Origin of the sequence: Cellulomonas alba, from assembly GCF_030362835.1 — a bacterium.
Lineage (GTDB): Bacteria > Actinomycetota > Actinomycetes > Actinomycetales > Cellulomonadaceae > Cellulomonas > Cellulomonas alba.
In genome coordinates, this window is record NZ_JAUCGQ010000001.1 from 1,155,740 (window position 1) to 1,173,138 (window position 17,399).

28 protein-coding genes are annotated in these 17,399 nt (G+C 68.5%); all 28 read right to left on the reverse strand.

What is annotated here, in order from left to right; all coding sequences use genetic code 11:
- Position 1 precedes the first annotated feature (1 nt).
- Entirely contained in the window at positions 2-571 is a 570-nt protein-coding gene (locus tag QRT04_RS05160; protein ID WP_289454020.1) for an adenylate kinase, read from the reverse strand.
- Positions 568-1,863 (reverse strand): preprotein translocase subunit SecY, encoded by a 1,296-nt coding sequence (gene secY, locus QRT04_RS05165; RefSeq protein ID WP_289454022.1) that lies wholly within the window; start codon positions 1,861-1,863, stop codon positions 568-570. Before secY ends, QRT04_RS05160 begins: the two co-directional genes overlap by 4 nt.
- A gap of 303 nt (positions 1,864-2,166) precedes the next feature.
- Positions 2,167-2,910 (reverse strand): 50S ribosomal protein L15, encoded by a 744-nt coding sequence (gene rplO / locus QRT04_RS05170; protein ID WP_289454023.1) that lies wholly within the window; start codon positions 2,908-2,910, stop codon positions 2,167-2,169.
- A 2-nt stretch (positions 2,911-2,912) separates the two neighbouring features.
- Entirely contained in the window at positions 2,913-3,095 is a 183-nt protein-coding gene (gene rpmD, locus QRT04_RS05175; RefSeq protein WP_130779977.1) for a 50S ribosomal protein L30, read from the reverse strand.
- Positions 3,095-3,745, reverse strand: a complete 651-nt coding sequence (gene rpsE / locus QRT04_RS05180; RefSeq protein ID WP_289454025.1) for a 30S ribosomal protein S5 — start codon at positions 3,743-3,745, stop codon at positions 3,095-3,097. Before rpsE ends, rpmD begins: the two co-directional genes overlap by 1 nt.
- Before the next feature lie 31 nt (positions 3,746-3,776).
- On the reverse strand, positions 3,777-4,148 hold the full coding sequence (gene rplR / locus QRT04_RS05185) for a 50S ribosomal protein L18 (RefSeq protein WP_289454026.1): 372 nt from the start codon (positions 4,146-4,148) through the stop codon (positions 3,777-3,779).
- Between the two features lie 3 nt (positions 4,149-4,151).
- Positions 4,152-4,691: a 50S ribosomal protein L6 gene (rplF, locus tag QRT04_RS05190; protein WP_289454027.1), complete on the reverse strand. Its 540-nt coding sequence runs from the start codon at positions 4,689-4,691 to the stop codon at positions 4,152-4,154.
- A gap of 22 nt (positions 4,692-4,713) precedes the next feature.
- Positions 4,714-5,112, reverse strand: a complete 399-nt coding sequence (gene rpsH / locus QRT04_RS05195) for a 30S ribosomal protein S8 (RefSeq protein WP_289454028.1) — start codon at positions 5,110-5,112, stop codon at positions 4,714-4,716.
- A 78-nt stretch (positions 5,113-5,190) separates the two neighbouring features.
- Positions 5,191-5,376 (reverse strand): type Z 30S ribosomal protein S14, encoded by a 186-nt coding sequence (locus tag QRT04_RS05200; RefSeq protein ID WP_289454030.1) that lies wholly within the window; start codon positions 5,374-5,376, stop codon positions 5,191-5,193.
- Between the two features lies 1 nt (position 5,377).
- Positions 5,378-5,947 carry a 50S ribosomal protein L5 gene (rplE, locus tag QRT04_RS05205; RefSeq protein WP_289454031.1) on the reverse strand — a complete coding sequence of 190 codons (570 nt, stop codon included), beginning with the start codon at positions 5,945-5,947 and terminating at the stop codon, positions 5,378-5,380.
- Positions 5,947-6,288 (reverse strand): 50S ribosomal protein L24, encoded by a 342-nt coding sequence (gene rplX, locus QRT04_RS05210; RefSeq protein WP_289454033.1) that lies wholly within the window; start codon positions 6,286-6,288, stop codon positions 5,947-5,949. The genes rplE and rplX overlap by 1 nt, the downstream gene beginning before the upstream one ends.
- 2 nt (positions 6,289-6,290) lie before the next feature.
- Positions 6,291-6,659, reverse strand: coding sequence for a 50S ribosomal protein L14 (gene rplN / locus QRT04_RS05215; RefSeq protein ID WP_289454034.1), 369 nt, complete (start codon positions 6,657-6,659; stop codon positions 6,291-6,293).
- A 139-nt stretch (positions 6,660-6,798) separates the two neighbouring features.
- Complete coding sequence (rpsQ, locus tag QRT04_RS05220) at positions 6,799-7,083, reverse strand: 30S ribosomal protein S17 (protein ID WP_289454036.1); 285 nt, start codon at positions 7,081-7,083, stop codon at positions 6,799-6,801.
- 7 nt (positions 7,084-7,090) lie between these two features.
- Complete coding sequence (rpmC, locus tag QRT04_RS05225; protein WP_289454037.1) at positions 7,091-7,330, reverse strand: 50S ribosomal protein L29; 240 nt, start codon at positions 7,328-7,330, stop codon at positions 7,091-7,093.
- Positions 7,330-7,746, reverse strand: a complete 417-nt coding sequence (gene rplP, locus QRT04_RS05230) for a 50S ribosomal protein L16 (RefSeq protein ID WP_214349222.1) — start codon at positions 7,744-7,746, stop codon at positions 7,330-7,332. Before rplP ends, rpmC begins: the two co-directional genes overlap by 1 nt.
- Before the next feature lie 3 nt (positions 7,747-7,749).
- A complete protein-coding gene (rpsC, locus tag QRT04_RS05235) occupies positions 7,750-8,574 on the reverse strand; it encodes a 30S ribosomal protein S3 (RefSeq protein WP_289454044.1) in 825 nt (274 codons plus the stop codon).
- The gene (gene rplV / locus QRT04_RS05240) at positions 8,574-8,951 is read right to left on the reverse strand and encodes a 50S ribosomal protein L22 (protein WP_289454046.1); all 378 of its coding nucleotides are present in this window, start codon (positions 8,949-8,951) and stop codon (positions 8,574-8,576) included. Before rplV ends, rpsC begins: the two co-directional genes overlap by 1 nt.
- Positions 8,952-8,998: 47 nt before the next feature.
- Entirely contained in the window at positions 8,999-9,280 is a 282-nt protein-coding gene (gene rpsS, locus QRT04_RS05245) for a 30S ribosomal protein S19 (protein ID WP_048342529.1), read from the reverse strand.
- Between the two features lie 15 nt (positions 9,281-9,295).
- Positions 9,296-10,132, reverse strand: a complete 837-nt coding sequence (gene rplB, locus QRT04_RS05250; protein WP_289454049.1) for a 50S ribosomal protein L2 — start codon at positions 10,130-10,132, stop codon at positions 9,296-9,298.
- 24 nt (positions 10,133-10,156) lie between these two features.
- Positions 10,157-10,459, reverse strand: coding sequence for a 50S ribosomal protein L23 (gene rplW / locus QRT04_RS05255; protein WP_289454050.1), 303 nt, complete (start codon positions 10,457-10,459; stop codon positions 10,157-10,159).
- Complete coding sequence (gene rplD, locus QRT04_RS05260) at positions 10,456-11,142, reverse strand: 50S ribosomal protein L4 (RefSeq protein ID WP_289454052.1); 687 nt, start codon at positions 11,140-11,142, stop codon at positions 10,456-10,458. Before rplD ends, rplW begins: the two co-directional genes overlap by 4 nt.
- A 5-nt stretch (positions 11,143-11,147) precedes the next feature.
- The gene (rplC, locus tag QRT04_RS05265; protein WP_289454054.1) at positions 11,148-11,807 is read right to left on the reverse strand and encodes a 50S ribosomal protein L3; all 660 of its coding nucleotides are present in this window, start codon (positions 11,805-11,807) and stop codon (positions 11,148-11,150) included.
- A gap of 23 nt (positions 11,808-11,830) precedes the next feature.
- Entirely contained in the window at positions 11,831-12,139 is a 309-nt protein-coding gene (rpsJ, locus tag QRT04_RS05270) for a 30S ribosomal protein S10 (RefSeq protein ID WP_013117879.1), read from the reverse strand.
- A gap of 429 nt (positions 12,140-12,568) precedes the next feature.
- Entirely contained in the window at positions 12,569-12,742 is a 174-nt protein-coding gene (locus QRT04_RS05275; RefSeq protein ID WP_289454056.1) for a hypothetical protein, read from the reverse strand.
- A 189-nt stretch (positions 12,743-12,931) separates the two neighbouring features.
- Positions 12,932-14,125, reverse strand: coding sequence for an elongation factor Tu (gene tuf / locus QRT04_RS05280; protein WP_289454057.1), 1,194 nt, complete (start codon positions 14,123-14,125; stop codon positions 12,932-12,934).
- Positions 14,126-14,247: 122 nt separating this feature from the next.
- Entirely contained in the window at positions 14,248-16,350 is a 2,103-nt protein-coding gene (gene fusA, locus QRT04_RS05285; RefSeq protein WP_289454059.1) for an elongation factor G, read from the reverse strand.
- A gap of 90 nt (positions 16,351-16,440) precedes the next feature.
- The gene (gene rpsG, locus QRT04_RS05290; RefSeq protein WP_289454060.1) at positions 16,441-16,911 is read right to left on the reverse strand and encodes a 30S ribosomal protein S7; all 471 of its coding nucleotides are present in this window, start codon (positions 16,909-16,911) and stop codon (positions 16,441-16,443) included.
- Between the two features lie 4 nt (positions 16,912-16,915).
- On the reverse strand, positions 16,916-17,284 hold the full coding sequence (gene rpsL, locus QRT04_RS05295; RefSeq protein WP_013882841.1) for a 30S ribosomal protein S12: 369 nt from the start codon (positions 17,282-17,284) through the stop codon (positions 16,916-16,918).
- Positions 17,285-17,399 lie beyond the last annotated feature (115 nt).

Below are 17,399 nucleotides of genomic sequence, written 5' to 3' on the forward strand. Positions count from 1 at the left end.
CTCAGCGCGGACCGATGGCGTCGAGGAGGCGCTGCGTGACCTCGTCGACCTGACCGATGCCGTCGACCTGGACGAGCAGCCCGCGGTCGGCGTAGAGCGCCGAGACGGGCGCGGTCTGCTCGGCGTAGACGTCGAGGCGGTGCCGGATGACGTCCTCCGTGTCGTCGGCGCGGCCCTCGATCTGCGCGCGCTTGAGCAGGCGCTCGGTGACCGCGTCGACGTCGGCCGTGATCTCGACCGCGAGGTCCACCCGGTGCTCGGCGCCGAGGATCTCGTCGAGCGCGGCGACCTGTGCCGGGTTGCGCGGGTAGCCGTCGAGCAGGAAGCCCTCGGCCGCGTCCTGCTGCGCCAGGCGGTCGCGGACGAGCTCGTTCGTCAGCTCGTCGGAGACCAGGCGACCCGAGGCGGTCACCTCCTGGACCTTCTTGCCGAGCTCGGTGCCGTTCTTGATGTTCGACCGGAAGATGTCGCCCGTCGAGATGGCCGGCACACCGAGCTTCTCGGCCAGGCGCGCGGCCTGGGTGCCCTTGCCCGCTCCGGGCGGGCCGAGCAGCACGAGGCGCGCGCTCACCGCAGGAACCCTTCGTAGTGCCGCTGCTGCAGCTGCGACTCGATCTGCTTGACGGTCTCGAGGCCGACGCCCACGACGATGAGGATCGACGAGCCACCGAACGGGATGTTCTGCGTGACGTTGAGCGCCACGAACGCGAGCGTCGGGATCAGCGCGACGATCGCGAGGTAGATCGAGCCGGGCGCGGTGATGCGCGTGATCACGTAGTCGAGGTACTCGGCGGTCGGACGCCCGGCACGGATGCCGGGGATGAAGCCGCCGTACTTCTTCATGTTGTCGGCGACCTCGTCCGGGTTGAACGTGATGGCCGTGTAGAAGTAGCAGAAGAAGATGATCAGCAGGACGTACAGCGCGAGGTGGAGCGGCGCGCTCTGCGGCACGAGGTTCCGGCTCAGCCACTGCACCCAGTCGGCCGACTGGTCGGCGAACTGCGCGATCAGCCCCGGGATCGCCAGCAGCGACGACGCGAAGATGATCGGGATGACGCCCGCCATGTTGATCTTGATGGGGATGTAGGTGCTCGAGCCGCCGTACATGCGGCGACCGACCATGCGCTTCGCGTACTGCACGGGCACGCGGCGCTGCGACTGCTCGACGAAGACGACCGCACCGATGACGAGCACGATGATCGCCAGCACGACGATGAACTTGCCGGCGCCGCCGCTGCCGCCCGCGATCGACCACATGGCCTGCGGGAAGTTCGCCGCGATCGACGTGAAGATGAGGAGCGACATGCCGTTGCCGACGCCGCGCTCGGTGATGAGCTCGCCGAGCCACATGATGAGGCCGGTGCCCGCGGTCATCGTGATGACCATGACGAGGAGCGTCGTCCACGAGTCGTTGGGGATGACGTCGTACTGGCAGCCGGAGAACAGCTGACCGCTGCGCGCGACGGCGATGATCGTCGTCGACTGCAGGATCGCGAGGCCGATCGTCAGGTACCGCGTGTACTGCGTCAGCTTCGCGGTGCCGGACTGGCCCTCCTGGTGGAGCGCCTCGAACTTGGGGATCACCACGCGCAGGAGCTGGATGATGATGCTCGCCGTGATGTACGGCATGATCCCGAGCGAGAACACCGACAGCTTCAGGAGCGCGCCGCCGCTGAAGAGGTTGACGATGCCGAGCAGGTCGTTGTTGCCCGCCTGGTCGATGCACTTCTGGACGTTCGGGTAGCTCACGCCCGGCGTCGGCAGGAACGAGCCGATGCGGAACACGACCATGATGCCGATCGTGAAGAGCAGCTTTCGCCGCAGGTCGGGCGTGCGGAACGCCCGAACGAATGCACTGAGCACCTGTCGTCCTCCTGCTGAGTTGGGCCGTCCCTCGGCCCCGTTGCCGTCGTTGAGCGGGACGGACCGCCGGGACAGACTACCCTCCGAATGGCCCAGCGCCGTCCCTGCCCGCACTACGGACCCCACGGGCGCATGCGCCACAGCGCCTCGGCGGCCGTGAGCCGGCCCCCAGCGGGCCGCCCCCGGGATCAGAGGCAGCGGCACCGGCCCTTACGAGCGCGGCGAACGACGAAGCGGGCGGCCCCGGGATCTCTCCCGGGACCGCCCGCTTCGAGCTGTCGTCCGTGCGGACGTCGGCTGGTGTCAGTCCTGCGCGACGCTTCCGCCGGCGGCGACGATCTTCTCCTTGGCCGACGCCGAGTAGGCGTCCACGGCCACGGCGACCTTGACGGAGATCTCGCCGGTGCCGAGCACCTTGACGGGCTGGCCCTTGCGGACCGCACCCTTCGCGACGAGGTCGGCGACGGTCACGTCGCCACCGTCCGGGTACAGCGCCGACAGGCGGTCGAGGTTGACCACCTGGTACTCGACGCGGAACGGGTTCTTGAAGCCGCGCAGCTTCGGCAGGCGCATGTGCAGCGGCATCTGGCCACCCTCGAACCGGTCCGGCACCTGGTAGCGGGCCTTGGTGCCCTTGGTGCCACGACCGGCCGTCTTGCCCTTCGACGCCTCACCGCGACCGACACGGGTCTTCGCGGTCTTGGCGCCGGGGGCCGGACGCAGGTGGTGGATCTTCAGCGTGCCGCCGGCACCCGGCTGAGCGGCCTCGGCCGCAGCCTTCGCCGCCGCCTCGGACACGGTCTTCTTCGCCGGCGCCTTCTTCTCGGCAGCCTTCGGCTTCTCCTCGGCGGCGGCCTCGGCCTTCGCCTTGGACGTGCGAGCAGGAGCCTTGGCGGGCTTCTCGTCCGCCGCGGCCTCGGCCTTGGCGGCCTTGCTCGTCGCCTTCGGAGCGGCCTCGGCCGCGTCCGCCTTCTTCGCGGGCGCCTTCTTGGCGGCGGCCTTGGGGGCCTTCGCCTCCTCGGTCACCTCGGGCTTCTCGTCAGCCATGGTCACTCGACCTCCTCGACCGCGACCAGGTGGCGCACGGTCTGGACCATGCCGCGGATCTCCGGACGGTCCTCCTTGACGACGACGTCGCCGATCCGCTTCAGGCCCAGCGTGCGCAGCGTGTCGCGCTGGTTCTGCTTGCCACCGATGCCGGAACGCTTCTGCGTCACCTTGAGACGGGCCATCACGCACCCACCTTCTCGGACTTCTCCGCAGCGGCGGCACGACCGGCAGCCTGCGCGCGCAGCAGCGGCGCGGGCACGACGTGCTCGAGCGGCAGACCACGGCGCGCGGCCACGGCCTCAGGCTGCTCGAGGTTGCGCAGTGCCTGGACCGTCGCGTGCACGATGTTGATGGAGTTGGACGAGCCGAGCGACTTGCTCAGCACGTCGTGGATGCCGGCGCACTCGAGCACCGCGCGCACCGGACCACCGGCGATCACGCCGGTACCGGGGGACGCGGGGCGCAGGTACACGACGCCGGCAGCGGCCTCACCCTGGACGGGGTGCGGGATGGTGCCCTGGATGCGCGGGATGCGGAAGAAGTTCTTCTTCGCCTCCTCGACACCCTTGGCGATCGCCGCGGGCACCTCCTTGGCCTTGCCGTAGCCGACGCCGACCGTGCCGTCACCGTCGCCCACCACGACGAGCGCGGTGAAGCTGAAGCGACGGCCGCCCTTGACGACCTTCGCGACACGGTTGATCGTCACGACGCGCTCGACGAAGGCGCTCTTCTCTGCGGCGTCCTGGCGACGACCGCCGTCACGACGACCGCCGTCACGGCGCTCGCCGCCGGTGCCCTGAGCACCGGTGTTGCTGCGTGCAGGAGCAGCCATCAGTGAGTCCTCTTCTTCCGGTTCGTCGTCGTCACAGCGCCAGGCCGCTCTCGCGAGCGCCGTCGGCAACCGCGGCCACGCGGCCGTGGTACTTGTTGCCGCCGCGGTCGAACACGACCGCCTCGACGCCCTTGGCCTTCGCGCGCTCGGCGACGAGCTCGCCGACCTTGCGGGCCTTCGCGGTCTTGTCGCCCTCGGCGGTGCGCAGCGCGGCCTCGAGGGTCGACGCGGACGCCACCGTCTGGCCGATCGCGTCGTCCACGACCTGCGCCGTGATGTGCCGCGCGGAGCGGGTCACGACGAGACGGGGACGGGCAGCCGTGCCCACGACCTTCTTGCGCAGGCGGAGGTGACGACGCTTGCGCGAGATCGCCTTGCCCTTGCCCTTGATGCTGATCGCCATGGCCTACTTACCAGCCTTTCCGACCTTGCGGCGCACGTTCTCGCCCGCGTAGCGCACACCCTTGCCCTTGTACGGCTCGGGCTTGCGGATCTTGCGGATGTTCGCGGCGACCTCGCCGACCTGCTGCTTGTCGATGCCCTGCACCGAGAAGCGCGTCGGGGCCTCGACCACGAACGTGATGCCCTCGGGCGGGGTGACCAGCACCGGGTGGCTGAAACCGAGGGCGAACTCGAGGTCCGAGCCCTTGGCCGTCACGCGGTAACCGGTGCCGACGATCTCGAGCTTCTTGACGTAGCCCTCGGTCACCCCGGTGACGAGGTTCGCGAGCAGCGTGCGGGTCAGGCCGTGCAGCGAGCGCGACAGGCGCTCGTCATCCGGACGCGACACCACGAGGGCGCCGGCGTCGTTGCGCTCGACCTGGATCGGCGCGGCAACCGTGTGCGCGAGGGTGCCCTTGGGGCCCTTCACCGTCACGACCGCACCATCGATGTTGACGTCCACGCCGGCCGGGACCGGGACGGGGATTCTGCCGATTCGAGACATGGCTTCTCTCCTTCCGGTCTCGTTACCAGACGTAGGCGAGGACTTCCCCACCCACGCCCTTCTTGGCGGCCTGCTTGTCGGTGAGGAGGCCGGACGACGTGGACAGGATCGCCACGCCCAGGCCGCCGAGCACCTTCGGCAGGTTGGTCGACTTGGCGTACACGCGCAGGCCCGGCTTGGACACGCGCTTCACGCCGGCGAGCGCACGCTCGCGGTTGGGGCCGTACTTCAGCGTCACGACGAGGTTCTTGCCCACCTGGGCGTCCTCGACGGTCCAGCTCGCGATGTAGCCCTCGGCCTTGAGGATCTCCGCGATGCTCGACTTGAGCTTCGAGAACGGGATGGTCACCTCGTCGTGGTGCGCCGAGTTCGCGTTGCGCAGACGCGTCAGGAAGTCTGCGATCGGGTCGGTCATGGTCATGGGGGCTTCAGCCCTCTCTCGCCGGGGTATCCCGACCCGCCTTCGCGGGCCGGGACCTACCGACGTCGGTGGAACTAGTTACCAGCTGCTCTTGGTGACGCCGGGGAGCTCGCCACGGTGGGCCATCTCCCGCACGCAGATCCGGCACAGGCCGAACTTGCGGTACACCGAGTGCGGACGCCCGCAGCGCTGGCAGCGCGTGTAGGCACGCACCGCGAACTTCTGCTTGCCGGCGGCCTTGTTGACCAGGGCGGTCTTCGCCATGTCAGTTCTCCTTGAACGGGAAGCCGAGCGCCTTGAGGAGCGCGCGGCCCTCGTCGTCCGTCTCGGCCGTCGTCACGACGGTGATGTCCATGCCACGGACGCGGTCGATCCGGTCCTGGTCGATCTCGTGGAAGACCGACTGCTCCGTGAGGCCGAACGTGTAGTTGCCGTGCCCGTCGAACTGCTTCGGCGACAGCCCGCGGAAGTCGCGGATGCGCGGCAGGGCGGTCGAGACCAGGCGGTCCAGGAACTCCCAGGCGCGGTCGCCGCGCAGCGTCACGTGGGCGCCGATCGGCATGCCCTCGCGCAGCTTGAACTGCGCGATGGACTTGCGGGCCTTGGTGACCTGGGGCTTCTGGCCCGTGATCTGCGTGAGGTCGCGGATCGCGCCCTCGATCAGCTTCGAGTCCTTGGCGGCGTCGCCCACACCCATGTTCACGACGACCTTGACGAGCCGCGCGACCTGGTTGATGTTCTCGTGGGCGAACTCCGTGAAGAGCGCCGGCTTGATCTCGTCGTTGTACTGCTTCTTGAGCCGCGGGGTCTCCGGGGCGACGATCGTGTCGCTCATCAGATGTCCTTCCCGGAACGCTTGGCGACGCGGACGCGGACCGTCCGGGTGCGGCCGTCACGCTCGACCTGCTCGGTGCGGTAACCGACCCGGGTGCCCTTCTTGGTCTCCGGGTCGACCAGCATCACGTTGCTGATGTGGATCGGGGCCTCGACGGTCTCGATGCCGCCGGTGCGGGTGCCGCGGGCCGTCTGGCCGGCCTTGACGTGCTTCTGCACGCGCTGGACGCCCTCGACCACGACACGCTGCGACTCGGTGAGCACCGCGAGGACGCGGCCCTGCTGGCCCTTGTCGCGGCCCGAGATGACGACCACGAGGTCGCCCTTCTTGATCTTCGCCATGGTCAGAGCACCTCCGGAGCCAGCGAGATGATCTTCATGAACTTCTTGTCACGCAGCTCGCGGCCGACGGGACCGAAGATGCGGGTGCCGCGGGGCTCCCCGTCGTTCTTGAGGATCACGGCGGCGTTCTCGTCGAACTTGATGTACGAGCCGTCCGGACGACGGCGCTCCTTGACCGTGCGCACGACGACGGCCTTGACGACGTCGCCCTTCTTGACGTTGCCACCGGGGATCGCGTCCTTGACGGTGGCGACGATGACGTCGCCGATACCGGCGTAGCGACGGCCGGAGCCACCGAGAACGCGGATGCAGAGGATCTCCTTGGCACCCGTGTTGTCGGCGACGCGCAGCCGCGTCTCCTGCTGGATCATCTACCTACTCCTGTCGTCTGGCGGGTTCTGCGAGCCGGAGCTCGCAGCCTGGCCGAACGGATAGTTGCCGTGATGCACACGTCGCGGCGGGTCCGGTCTCCCTCGCCCGCCGCCCGTGGGCAACTGGGGGTGGTGCTGGTTACTTGGCCTTCTCGAGGATCTCCACGACGCGCCACCGCTTGGTCGCGGACAGCGGGCGGGTCTCCATGATCAGGACGAGGTCGCCGATGCCCGCCGAGTTCTGCTCGTCGTGCGCCTTGACCTTGCTCGTGCGTCGCAGGACCTTGCCGTAGAGCGGGTGCTTGACCCGGTCCTCGACCTCGACCACGACGGTCTTCTGCATCTTGTCGCTCACGACGTAGCCGCGGCGCGTCTTGCGGTACGCGCGGTGCTCCGCCGTGGCGGTGGTGTGCTTCTCAGTCATCTCTGCCTCACTCGCTCGCGGTCGGCGCGGTACGGATGCCGAGCTCGCGCTCACGCAGGATCGTGTAGATCCGCGCGATGTCGCGGCGGACGGCCTTGAGCCGACCGTGGCTCTCGAGCTGGCCGGTGGCCGACTGGAAGCGGAGGTTGAACAGCTCCTCCTTGGCCTTCTTCAGCTCGGCGACAAGCTTGTCGTCGTCGAAGGCGTCCAGCTCGGTCGGAGCGAGCTCCTTGGTGCCGATAGCCATCAGTTACCACCCTCGCGAACCACGAAACGGGTCTTCATCGGGAGCTTGTGCTGCGCGCGGCGCATGGCCTCACGCGCGAGCGGCTCCGGGACGCCGGCGAGCTCGAACATCACTCGGCCCGGCTTGACGTTGGCGATCCACCACTCGGGCGAGCCCTTGCCGGAACCCATGCGGGTCTCGGCGGGCTTCTTCGTGAGGGGACGGTCCGGGTAGATGTTGATCCAGACCTTCCCACCACGCTTGATGTGGCGGGTCATGGCGATACGCGCAGCCTCGATCTGACGGTTCGTGACGTAGGCGGGCTCGAGGGCCTGGATGCCGTAGTCACCGAACGAGATCGTCGTGCCACCGGTCGCGGCGCCGGAGCGCCCCGGGTGGTGCTGCTTGCGGTGCTTGAGTCGGCGGGGGATCAGCACGGCTCAGGCCTCCGTTCCGGTCTCAGGGGTCGCCTCGGGGTTCGCCTCGACGGCCTCAGCAGCGGGAGCGGACTCGCGCTCGCGACGCTGGCCACCGCGGGGACCACGGTCGCCCCGGTCGCCACGGTCGGTGCGAGGACCACGCGACGGACGCGGAGCCTGGGTCGCCTGCTCGCGGGCGAACTCCTTCTCCGTCATGTCGCCCTTGTAGACCCACACCTTGACGCCGATGCGCCCGAAGGTGGTGCGAGCCTCGAAGAACCCGTAGTCGATGTTGGCGCGGAGCGTGTGCAGCGGCACGCGACCCTCGCGGTAGAACTCCGTGCGGCTCATCTCCGCACCGCCGAGGCGGCCCGAGACCTGCACACGGATGCCCTTGGCGCCGGCGCGCTGCGCCGACTGGATGCCCTTGCGCATGGCGCGACGGAACGACACGCGGCTCGCGAGCTGCTCGGCGATGCCCTGGGCGACCAGCTGAGCCTCGATCTCGGCGTTCTTCACCTCGAGGATGTTCAGCTGGACCTGCTTGCCCGTGAGCTTCTCGAGCTCGCCGCGGATGCGATCGGCCTCGGCGCCGCGGCGGCCGATCACGATGCCCGGACGCGCGGTGTGGATGTCCACACGGACGCGGTCACGCGTGCGCTCGATCTCGACCTTCGCGATGCCCGCGCGCTCCAGACCCGTGCTCATGAGCTTGCGGATCTGGACGTCCTCGCGGACGTAGTCGCGGTAGCGCTGGCCCGGCTTCGTCGAGTCAGCGAACCAGCGCGAGCGGTGGTCCGTCGTGATGCCCAGGCGGTACCCGAGCGGGTTGACCTTCTGTCCCACTAGCGGGTCCCTCCCTTGGAGTTGGCCGCGTCACGTGCAGCGACGACGACCGTGATGTGGCTCGTGCGCTTGAGGATCCGGCCCGCGCGACCCTGCGCACGGGGACGGAACCGCTTGAGCGTCGGGCCCTCGTCGACGAAGACCTCCGAGATGTAGAGGTCCGCCGGGTCGAGGCGCTCGTTGTTGCGCTTGGCACCCTCGGTCGCGTTCGCGATCGCGGACTGCACCGTCTTGAGCACCGGCTCGGCGGCCGCCTGCGGCGCGAACTTCAGCACCGCCACGGCCTCGTCGGCCCGCTTGCCACGGATGAGGTCCACGACGCGCCGGGCCTTCTGGGGCGTGACGCGGACGAACCGCGCCTTCGCCTTGGCTTCCATTGCTGTCTCCTGTCTCTGCCGTCAGAGCGTCACCTGGCTGACCGAGGTCAGCGGCGACGGCCCTTCCGGTCGTCCTTCTCGTGGCCGCGGAACGTCCGGGTCGGAGCGAACTCGCCGAGCTTGTGCCCGACCATCGACTCCGTCACGAACACCGGGGTGTGCTTGCGCCCGTCGTGGACGGCGAACGTGTGCCCGAGGAAGTCCGGCGTGATGACCGAACGGCGGGACCACGTCTTGATGACGTTCTTGGTACCGGCCTCGTTCTGCACGTCGACCTTCTTCTGCAGGTGGCCGTCGACGAACGGGCCCTTCTTGAGGCTGCGAGGCATTCTCTCGGGCTCCTATCAGCGCTTCTTGCCAGTACGCCGACGGCGCACGATGAGCTTGTCGCTCGGCTTGTTCGGACGGCGGGTGCGGCCCTCAGGCTGACCCCACGGGCTGACCGGGTGGCGACCACCTGAGGTCTTGCCCTCACCACCACCGTGCGGGTGGTCGATCGGGTTCATGGCGACACCACGGACGGTCGGGCGCTTGCCCTTCCAGCGCATGCGGCCGGCCTTGCCCCAGTTGATGTTCGACTGCTCGGCGTTGCCGACCTCGCCGATCGTCGCGCGGCAGCGCAGGTCGACGTTGCGGATCTCGCCGGACGGCATGCGCAGCTGCGCATACGGGCCGTCCTTCGCGACGAGCTGCACCGAGGTGCCGGCCGAGCGCGCGATCTTCGCACCGCCGCCGGGCCGCAGCTCGATGGCGTGGATGACCGTACCGGTCGGGATGTTGCGCAGCGGCAGGTTGTTGCCGGGCTTGATGTCGGCGCCGGGACCGGCCTCGATCACGTCGCCCTGCGACAGCTTGTTCGGCGCGATGATGTAGCGCTTCTCGCCGTCCGCGTAGTGCAGGAGCGCGATGCGCGCCGTGCGGTTCGGGTCGTACTCGATGTGCGCGACCTTCGCCGGCACGCCGTCCTTGTCGTGACGACGGAAGTCGATCACGCGGTAGGCGCGCTTGTGACCGCCACCGTGGTGGCGGGCAGTCACGCGGCCCGAGGAGTTGCGGCCACCCGACTTGGTCAGCGGGCGGACCAGCGACTTCTCCGGCGTGGAGCGCGTGATCTCGACGAAGTCGGCCACGCTCGAGCCACGGCGGCCCGGCGTCGTCGGCTTGTACTTACGGATTCCCATGAGTCCTCAGTCCTTCCGGGCCGCTCAGCCGACCGGTCCGCCGAAGATGTCGATCGTGCCCTCGCGGAGGGTGACGATCGCACGCTTCGTGTCCTTGCGACGGCCGACGCCGAACCGGGTACGACGGGCCTTGCCCTGACGGTTCGCAGTGTTGACCGAGTCGACCTTGACGCCGAAGACCTGCTCGACGGCGATCTTGATCTCGGTCTTGTTGGCACGGGGGTCGACGAGGAACGTGTACTTGCCCTCGTCGAGCAGGCCGTAGCTCTTCTCCGAGACGACCGGCGCGATCAGGATGTCGCGCGGGTCCTTACCGACGGCGGTCACTTCGTCTCCTCCTGCGCCTCGGACTCGGTCGCGGTGGCCTTGGCGCCCTTGGCGGGGCCGGCGAGGAACGCGTCGAGCGCGCCCTGCGTGAAGACCACGTCGTCCGAGACGAGGACGTCGTACGTGTTGAGCTGGTCGGTGACGAGCAGGTGGACCCGCTCGACGTTCCGCAGCGACTTCCACGTGATCTCGTCCGAGCGCTCGACCACGACGAGCACGTGACGGCGCACCGAGAGGTTGTCGAGCACCGCGAGGGCGGCCTTCGTCGACGGCGCCTGGCCCGGGGCGAAGCCCGAGACGACGTGCACGCGACCCGCGCGAGCGCGGTCCGAGAGAGCACCGCGGAGCGCCGCGGCCTTCATCTTCTTCGGGGTCTTCTGCGTGTAGTCACGCGGCTGCGGACCGTGGACCGTGCCACCACCCGCGAACTGCGGGGCGCGGGTCGAGCCCTGACGGGCGCGGCCGGTGCCCTTCTGCTTGTACGGCTTCTTGCCGCCACCACGGACCTCACCACGGGTCTTCGTGTCGTGGGTGCCCTGGCGGGCCGCAGCGAGCTGCGCGACGACGACCTGGTGGATCAGCGGGACGTTCGTCTGCACGTCGAAGACGTCGGCGGGCAGCTCGGCCTGGCCGGCCTTCTTGCCCGCGGCGTCGAGGACGTCGACGGTCAGCGTGTCGCTCATGGAGGTCACGCACCCTTCACAGCGGTACGCACGACGACGACGCCGTTCTTGGGGCCGGGGACGGCGCCCTTGACGAGCAGGAAGCCCCGCTCCGCGTCGACCGCGTGCACGGTCAGGTTCTGGGTGGTCTGACGGGCGTTGCCCATCCGACCGGCCATCCGCAGGCCCTTGAAGACTCGCGACGGCGTCGACGCGCCACCGATCGAGCCCGGCTTGCGGTGGTTGCGGTGCGAACCGTGGGAGGCGCTGACGCCGGCGAAGCCGTGACGCTTCATGACACCGGCGGTGCCCTTGCCCTTGGTCGTACCGATGACGTCGACGAGCTGGCCTGCCTCGAAGACGTCGGCGCCGAGCTCCTGGCCGAGCGTGAACTCGGCGGCGTTCGGCGTGCGGATCTCGGCCACGTGCCGGCGCGGCGTCACGCCGGCCTTCTCGAAGTGGCCCTTGAGCGGCTTGGTGACCTTGCGGGGGTCGATCTGGCCGTGGGCCAGCTGGACCGCTGCGTAGCCGTCAGCCTCAGCGGAGCGGACCTGCGTGACGACGTTGGTGCCGACCGCGACCACGGTGACGGGCACGAGACGACCGTTGTCGTCCCACACCTGCGTCATGCCGAGCTTCGTGCCGAGCACCGCCGTGACGGGGCGCGCGTTCTGCTGGGTTGCCATGAAAGATCAGTCCTTCCCAGCGATCAGAGCTTGATCTCGATGTTCACGTCCGCGGGCAGGTCGAGACGCATAAGCGAGTCGACGGCCTTCGGCGTGGGGTCGATGATGTCGATGAGCCGCTTGTGCGTCCGCATCTCGAAGTGCTCGCGGCTGTCCTTGTACTTGTGGGGCGACCGGATGACGCAGAAGACGTTCTTCTCCGTCGGCAGCGGCACCGGACCCACGACCGACGCACCAGCGCGAGTCACCGTGTCGACGATCTTGCGCGCCGAGCTGTCGATGACCTCGTGGTCGTAGGACTTGAGCCGGATGCGGATCTTCTGTCCCGCCATGGCGTCGTCTACTTCTCTCTCTTCGAACCGGTCCGTCCGACCCCCGCACTCGGGCGTGTCGCAATCCGCGACGCACCTCTGCACTGCGTACCGTGAGGCACGAGGTCGGTGGTTGTAGTCGAGCCACCACCTCCGGGTCGACCCCGGGGTCCGGCAGCTCTCCACGTTTCCCAGCCCAGCCGCGGCGCGCGCGTGCGCACACCCACGACGGGCAACCTGAACAGTGTGCCAGACGGGACCCCGATCCTCCAATTCCCTGCCGGCGTGCGATGGCCCACACCGGGCCCGACGGACGAGGAGGGCCGGTGCTCGCCCGGACCGGGCGGGAGGCGCGCGGTGCCGTGGCACGGGTCGCTCGACCGCTTCACCGGGGGTGACGGCGGGGGGCGTCCGCACGCAGCTCTGGCGCGACTGCCGAGGTCGACCCCGTCAGGGCAGCCCGTCGAGCACCGTCAGCAGCCGCTCGTACGTCTCCGGGTCGAGCTGCTCGGCCGGCGTGCACCGTGCGTCGAGCGCCCCGATCGGCTCGCCGGCCCGGGTGCGCCCGGCGGACAGGTCGCCCTCCGCCTGGCCGGAAGCCTCGTGCTCGAACCGCGGTGCCATGTCATCCCCTTCGCCGACCGCGGGAAACTAGCACGAACCGGACGGCGCGCGAGTCGCCCGTCCCGGTGATGCCGACGACGAGACGGTTCGTCGTCGCGACCGGTCGCGACCGGTTGTGCAGACGACGCAGGGCCCGGATGCCGAAGCATCCGGGCCCTGCGCTCAGCGATCAGCCCCGAGGGGCGGGGATCACTTGAGGATCTTGATGACCCGGCCCGAGCCGACGGTGCGGCCACCCTCGCGGATGGCGAAGCCGAGGCCCTCCTCCATCGCGATGGGCTGGATGAGCTGGACGTGGATCTCGGTGTTGTCACCGGGCATGACCATCTCGGTGCCCTCGGGCAGCGTGATGACGCCGGTCACGTCCGTCGTCCGGAAGTAGAACTGCGGACGGTAGTTGCCGTAGAACGGGTTGTGACGGCCGCCCTCGTCCTTGGCCAGGATGTAGACCTGGCCCTCGAACTCGGTGTGCGGCGTGATCGAACCCGGCTTCACGACGACCTGGCCGCGCTCCACCTCCTCGCGCTTCGTGCCGCGGAGGAGCAGACCGACGTTCTCGCCGGCCTCGGCGTAGTCGAGGAGCTTGCGGAACATCTCGACGCCGGTGACCGTCGTCTTGATCGCCTTCTCCTTGATGCCGACGATCTCGACCTCCTCGTTCACCTTGAGGCGGCCACGCTCGACACGACCCGTCACGACGGTGCCGCGACCGGTGATCGTGAAGACGTCCTCGATCGGCATGAGGAACGGCTTGTCGATGTCACGCACCGGGTCCGGCACGTTCTCGTCCACCGCGTCCAGCAGGTCCTCGACCGACTTGACCCAGACCGGGTCGCCCTCGAGCGCCTTGAGGCCCGAGACGCGGACGACCGGGACGTTGTCCCCGTCGAAGCCCTGCGCCGAGAGCAGCTCGCGGACCTCGACCTCGACGAGCTCGAGGATCTCCTCGTCGTCGACGACGTCGGCCTTGTTGAGCGCCACGAGCAGGTAGGGCACGCCGACCTGACGGGCGAGCAGCACGTGCTCACGCGTCTGGGCCATCGGGCCGTCCGTCGCGGCGACCACGAGGATGGCGCCGTCCATCTGCGCCGCACCCGTGATCATGTTCTTGATGTAGTCGGCGTGACCCGGAGCGTCGACGTGCGCGTAGTGGCGCTTCTCCGTCTGGTACTCGACGTGCGCGATGTTGATCGTGATACCGCGCTGCTTCTCCTCCGGCGCCTTGTCGATCTCGTCGAACGGCGTGAAGGGGTTCAGGTCCGGGTACTTGTCGTGCAGCACCTTCGAGATCGCGGCGGTCAGCGTCGTCTTGCCGTGGTCGACGTGACCGATGGTCCCGATGTTGACGTGCGGCTTCGTCCGCTCGAACTTCGCCTTGCCCACTGGGTGTCCTCCTTGGGACTTGGTAGAGAGTGCCCGTCTGCGGCTACCGGGAGGGTAGACGCGAGGCGCGCGGTCCTACTGGTCGGGTTGTGTGATGGAACTACAGGTTTCGACCTGTGGGACTACTCGCCCCGGGTCTTCTTGATGATCTCCTCGGCAACGTTCCGAGGAACCTCGGCGTAGCTGTCGAACTGCATCGAGTACACCGCGCGACCCTGGGTCTTCGACCGCAGGTCACCGACGTACCCGAACATCTCCGAGAGGGGCACCTGGGCGCGAATCACCTTCACGCCCGTCGCGTCCTCCATCGACTGGATCATGCCGCGGCGCGAGTTGAGGTCGCCGATGACATCACCCATGTAGTCCTCGGGGGTACGCACCTCGACCGCCATGATCGGCTCGAGCAGAGCCGGGTCGGCCTTGCGTGCGGCCTCCTTGAGGACCATCGAGCCGGCGATCTTGAACGCCATCTCGGAGGAGTCGACCTCGTGGTAGGCACCGTCGATCAGCGTCGCCTTGACGCCGACCATCGGGAAGCCCGCGAGGACACCCTGCTGCATCGCGTTCTGGATGCCCGCGTCGACCGACGGGATGTACTCGCGCGGGATGCGGCCACCCGTGACCGCGTTCTCGAACTCGTACAGCTCGCCCTCGGCCGGGTCGAGCGGCTCGAAGGTCACCTGGACCTTCGCGTACTGACCCGAGCCACCGGTCTGCTTCTTGTGCACGTACTCGACCTTGTCCACCTTGCGGCGGATGGTCTCGCGGTACGCGACCTGCGGCTTGCCGACGTTGGCCTCGACCTTGAACTCGCGACGCATGCGGTCCACGAGGATGTCGAGGTGGAGCTCGCCCATGCCGCCGATGACGGTCTGGCCGGTCTCCTCGTCGAGCTTGACGCGGAACGTCGGGTCCTCCTCGGCGAGCTTCTGGATCGCCGTGGAGAGCTTCTCCTGGTCGCCCTTGGTCTTGGGCTCGATCGCCACGTCGATGACGGGCTCGGGGAACGTCATCGACTCGAGGATCACCGGCGACGTCGGGTCCGTCAGGGTGTCACCGGTGGTGACGTCCTTCAGGCCGATGAACGCGTAGATATGACCCGCGGTCGCCTCCTGGACCGGGTTCTCCTTGTTGGAGTGCATCTGGAAGAGCTTCCCGATGCGCTCCTTCTTGCCCTTGGTCGAGTTGAGCACCTGGGCGCCCTGCTCCACCTTGCCGGAGTACACGCGGACGTAGGTCAGCTTGCCGAAGAACGGGTGCGCGGCGACCTTGAACGCGAGCGCCGAGAACGGCTCCGTCGCGTCGGGGTGGCGCTCGATCATGACCGACTCGTCCTTGACGTCGTGGCCCTCGACGGCCGGCACGTCGACGGGCGACGGCAGGTAGTCGATGACGGCGTCGAGCATCGGCTGCACGCCCTTGTTCTTGAACGCCGAGCCGCAGAGGACCGGGTAGGCCTCCGAGGCGATCGTGAGCTTGCGGATGCCGCCCTTGATCTCCTCGACCGTGAGCTCCTCGCCGCCGAGGAACTTCTCGAGCAGCGCGTCGTCGGTCTCGGCGACGGCCTCGAGGAGCTCGGCGCGGTACTGCTCCGCCTTCTCGACCAGGTCGGCCGGGATCTCCTCGATCTCGTACTTCTCGCCGAGGGCCGTCTCGCCGCGCCACACGAGGGCGCGCTGCTCGACGAGGTCCACGACGCCGATGAAGTCGTTCTCGGAGCCGATCGGGAGCTGGATGACCAGCGGCTTGGCCTTCAGGCGGTCGATGATCGTCTTGACCGTGAAGTAGAAGTCGGCACCGAGCTTGTCCATCTTGTTGACGAAGCAGATGCGCGGCACGTCGTACTTGTCGGCCTGGCGCCACACCGTCTCGGACTGGGGCTCGACGCCCTCCTTGCCGTCGAACACGGCGACGGCACCGTCGAGGACGCGCAGCGAGCGCTCGACCTCGACCGTGAAGTCGACGTGCCCGGGGGTGTCGATGATGTTGATCTGGTTGTTCTTCCAGTAGCAGGTCGTCGCGGCGGACGTGATCGTGATGCCGCGCTCCTGCTCCTGCTCCATCCAGTCCATCGTCGAGGCACCGTCGTGCGTCTCGCCGATCTTGTAGTTGACGCCCGTGTAGAACAGGATCCGCTCGGTCGTCGTGGTCTTGCCGGCATCGATGTGCGCCATGATGCCGATGTTGCGGACCTTCGTGAGGTCGGTCAGCACGTCGAGTGCCACGTGAATTGCCCCTTGTTCTGTGGGAAGGCTAGGTGGCCGGTCGCCGGTCGCACGCGGCCCGACCCAGGGCCGGGCCGCGTGCGTCTCGGATCACCAGCGGTAGTGCGCGAAGGCCCGGTTGGACTCGGCCATCTTGTGCATGTCCTCACGACGCTTCACCGCGGCACCGAGGCCGTTCGAGGCGTCGAGGATCTCGTTCATGAGGCGCTCGGTCATGGTCTTCTCGCGGCGAGCGCGCGAGTAGTCCGTGAGCCAGCGCAGGGCCAGCGTCGTCGCGCGCACGGGGCGCACCTCGACCGGGACCTGGTAGGTGGCACCACCGACGCGGCGCGATCGGACCTCGAGCGAGGGACGCACGTTGTCGAGCGCGCGCTTGAGCACGACGACCGGGTCCTGCTGGGTCTTCTCGCGGACGCCCTCGAGCGCGCCGTAGACGATCGACTCCGCGACGGTCTTCTTGCCGTCGAGGAGGATCTTGTTGATGAGCTGCGTGACGACCGGCGACCCGTAGACCGGGTCGACGATGAGTGCACGCTTCGGGGCGGGACCCTTACGAGGCATCGGTTCAGCCCTTCTTCGCGCCGTAGCGGCTGCGCGCCTGCTTGCGGTTCTTCACGCCCTGCGTGTCGAGCGCGCCGCGCACGATCTTGTAGCGGACACCGGGGAGGTCCTTCACACGACCGCCGCGGACGAGCACGATCGAGTGCTCCTGCAGGTTGTGGCCGACGCCCGGGATGTAGGCCGTGACCTCGACACCCGACGACAGGCGCACACGGGCGACCTTGCGGAGGGCGGAGTTCGGCTTCTTCGGGGTGGTGGTGTACACGCGCGTGCACACACCGCGACGCTGGGGGCTGCCCTTGAGGGCAGGCGTCTTCGACTTGTTCGTCTTCGCCTGCCGGCCCTTGCGGACCAGCTGCTGGATCGTAGGCACTACGTCTCCGTCTGGTAGATGAGCTCTGGTCGACCGGACCCCGTCACCCAGGACGGCCGGCATGGTGCGGATCGTCGCCCGTCGCGCGACTACCCCGCTGGTCTCGAGTCCCGCT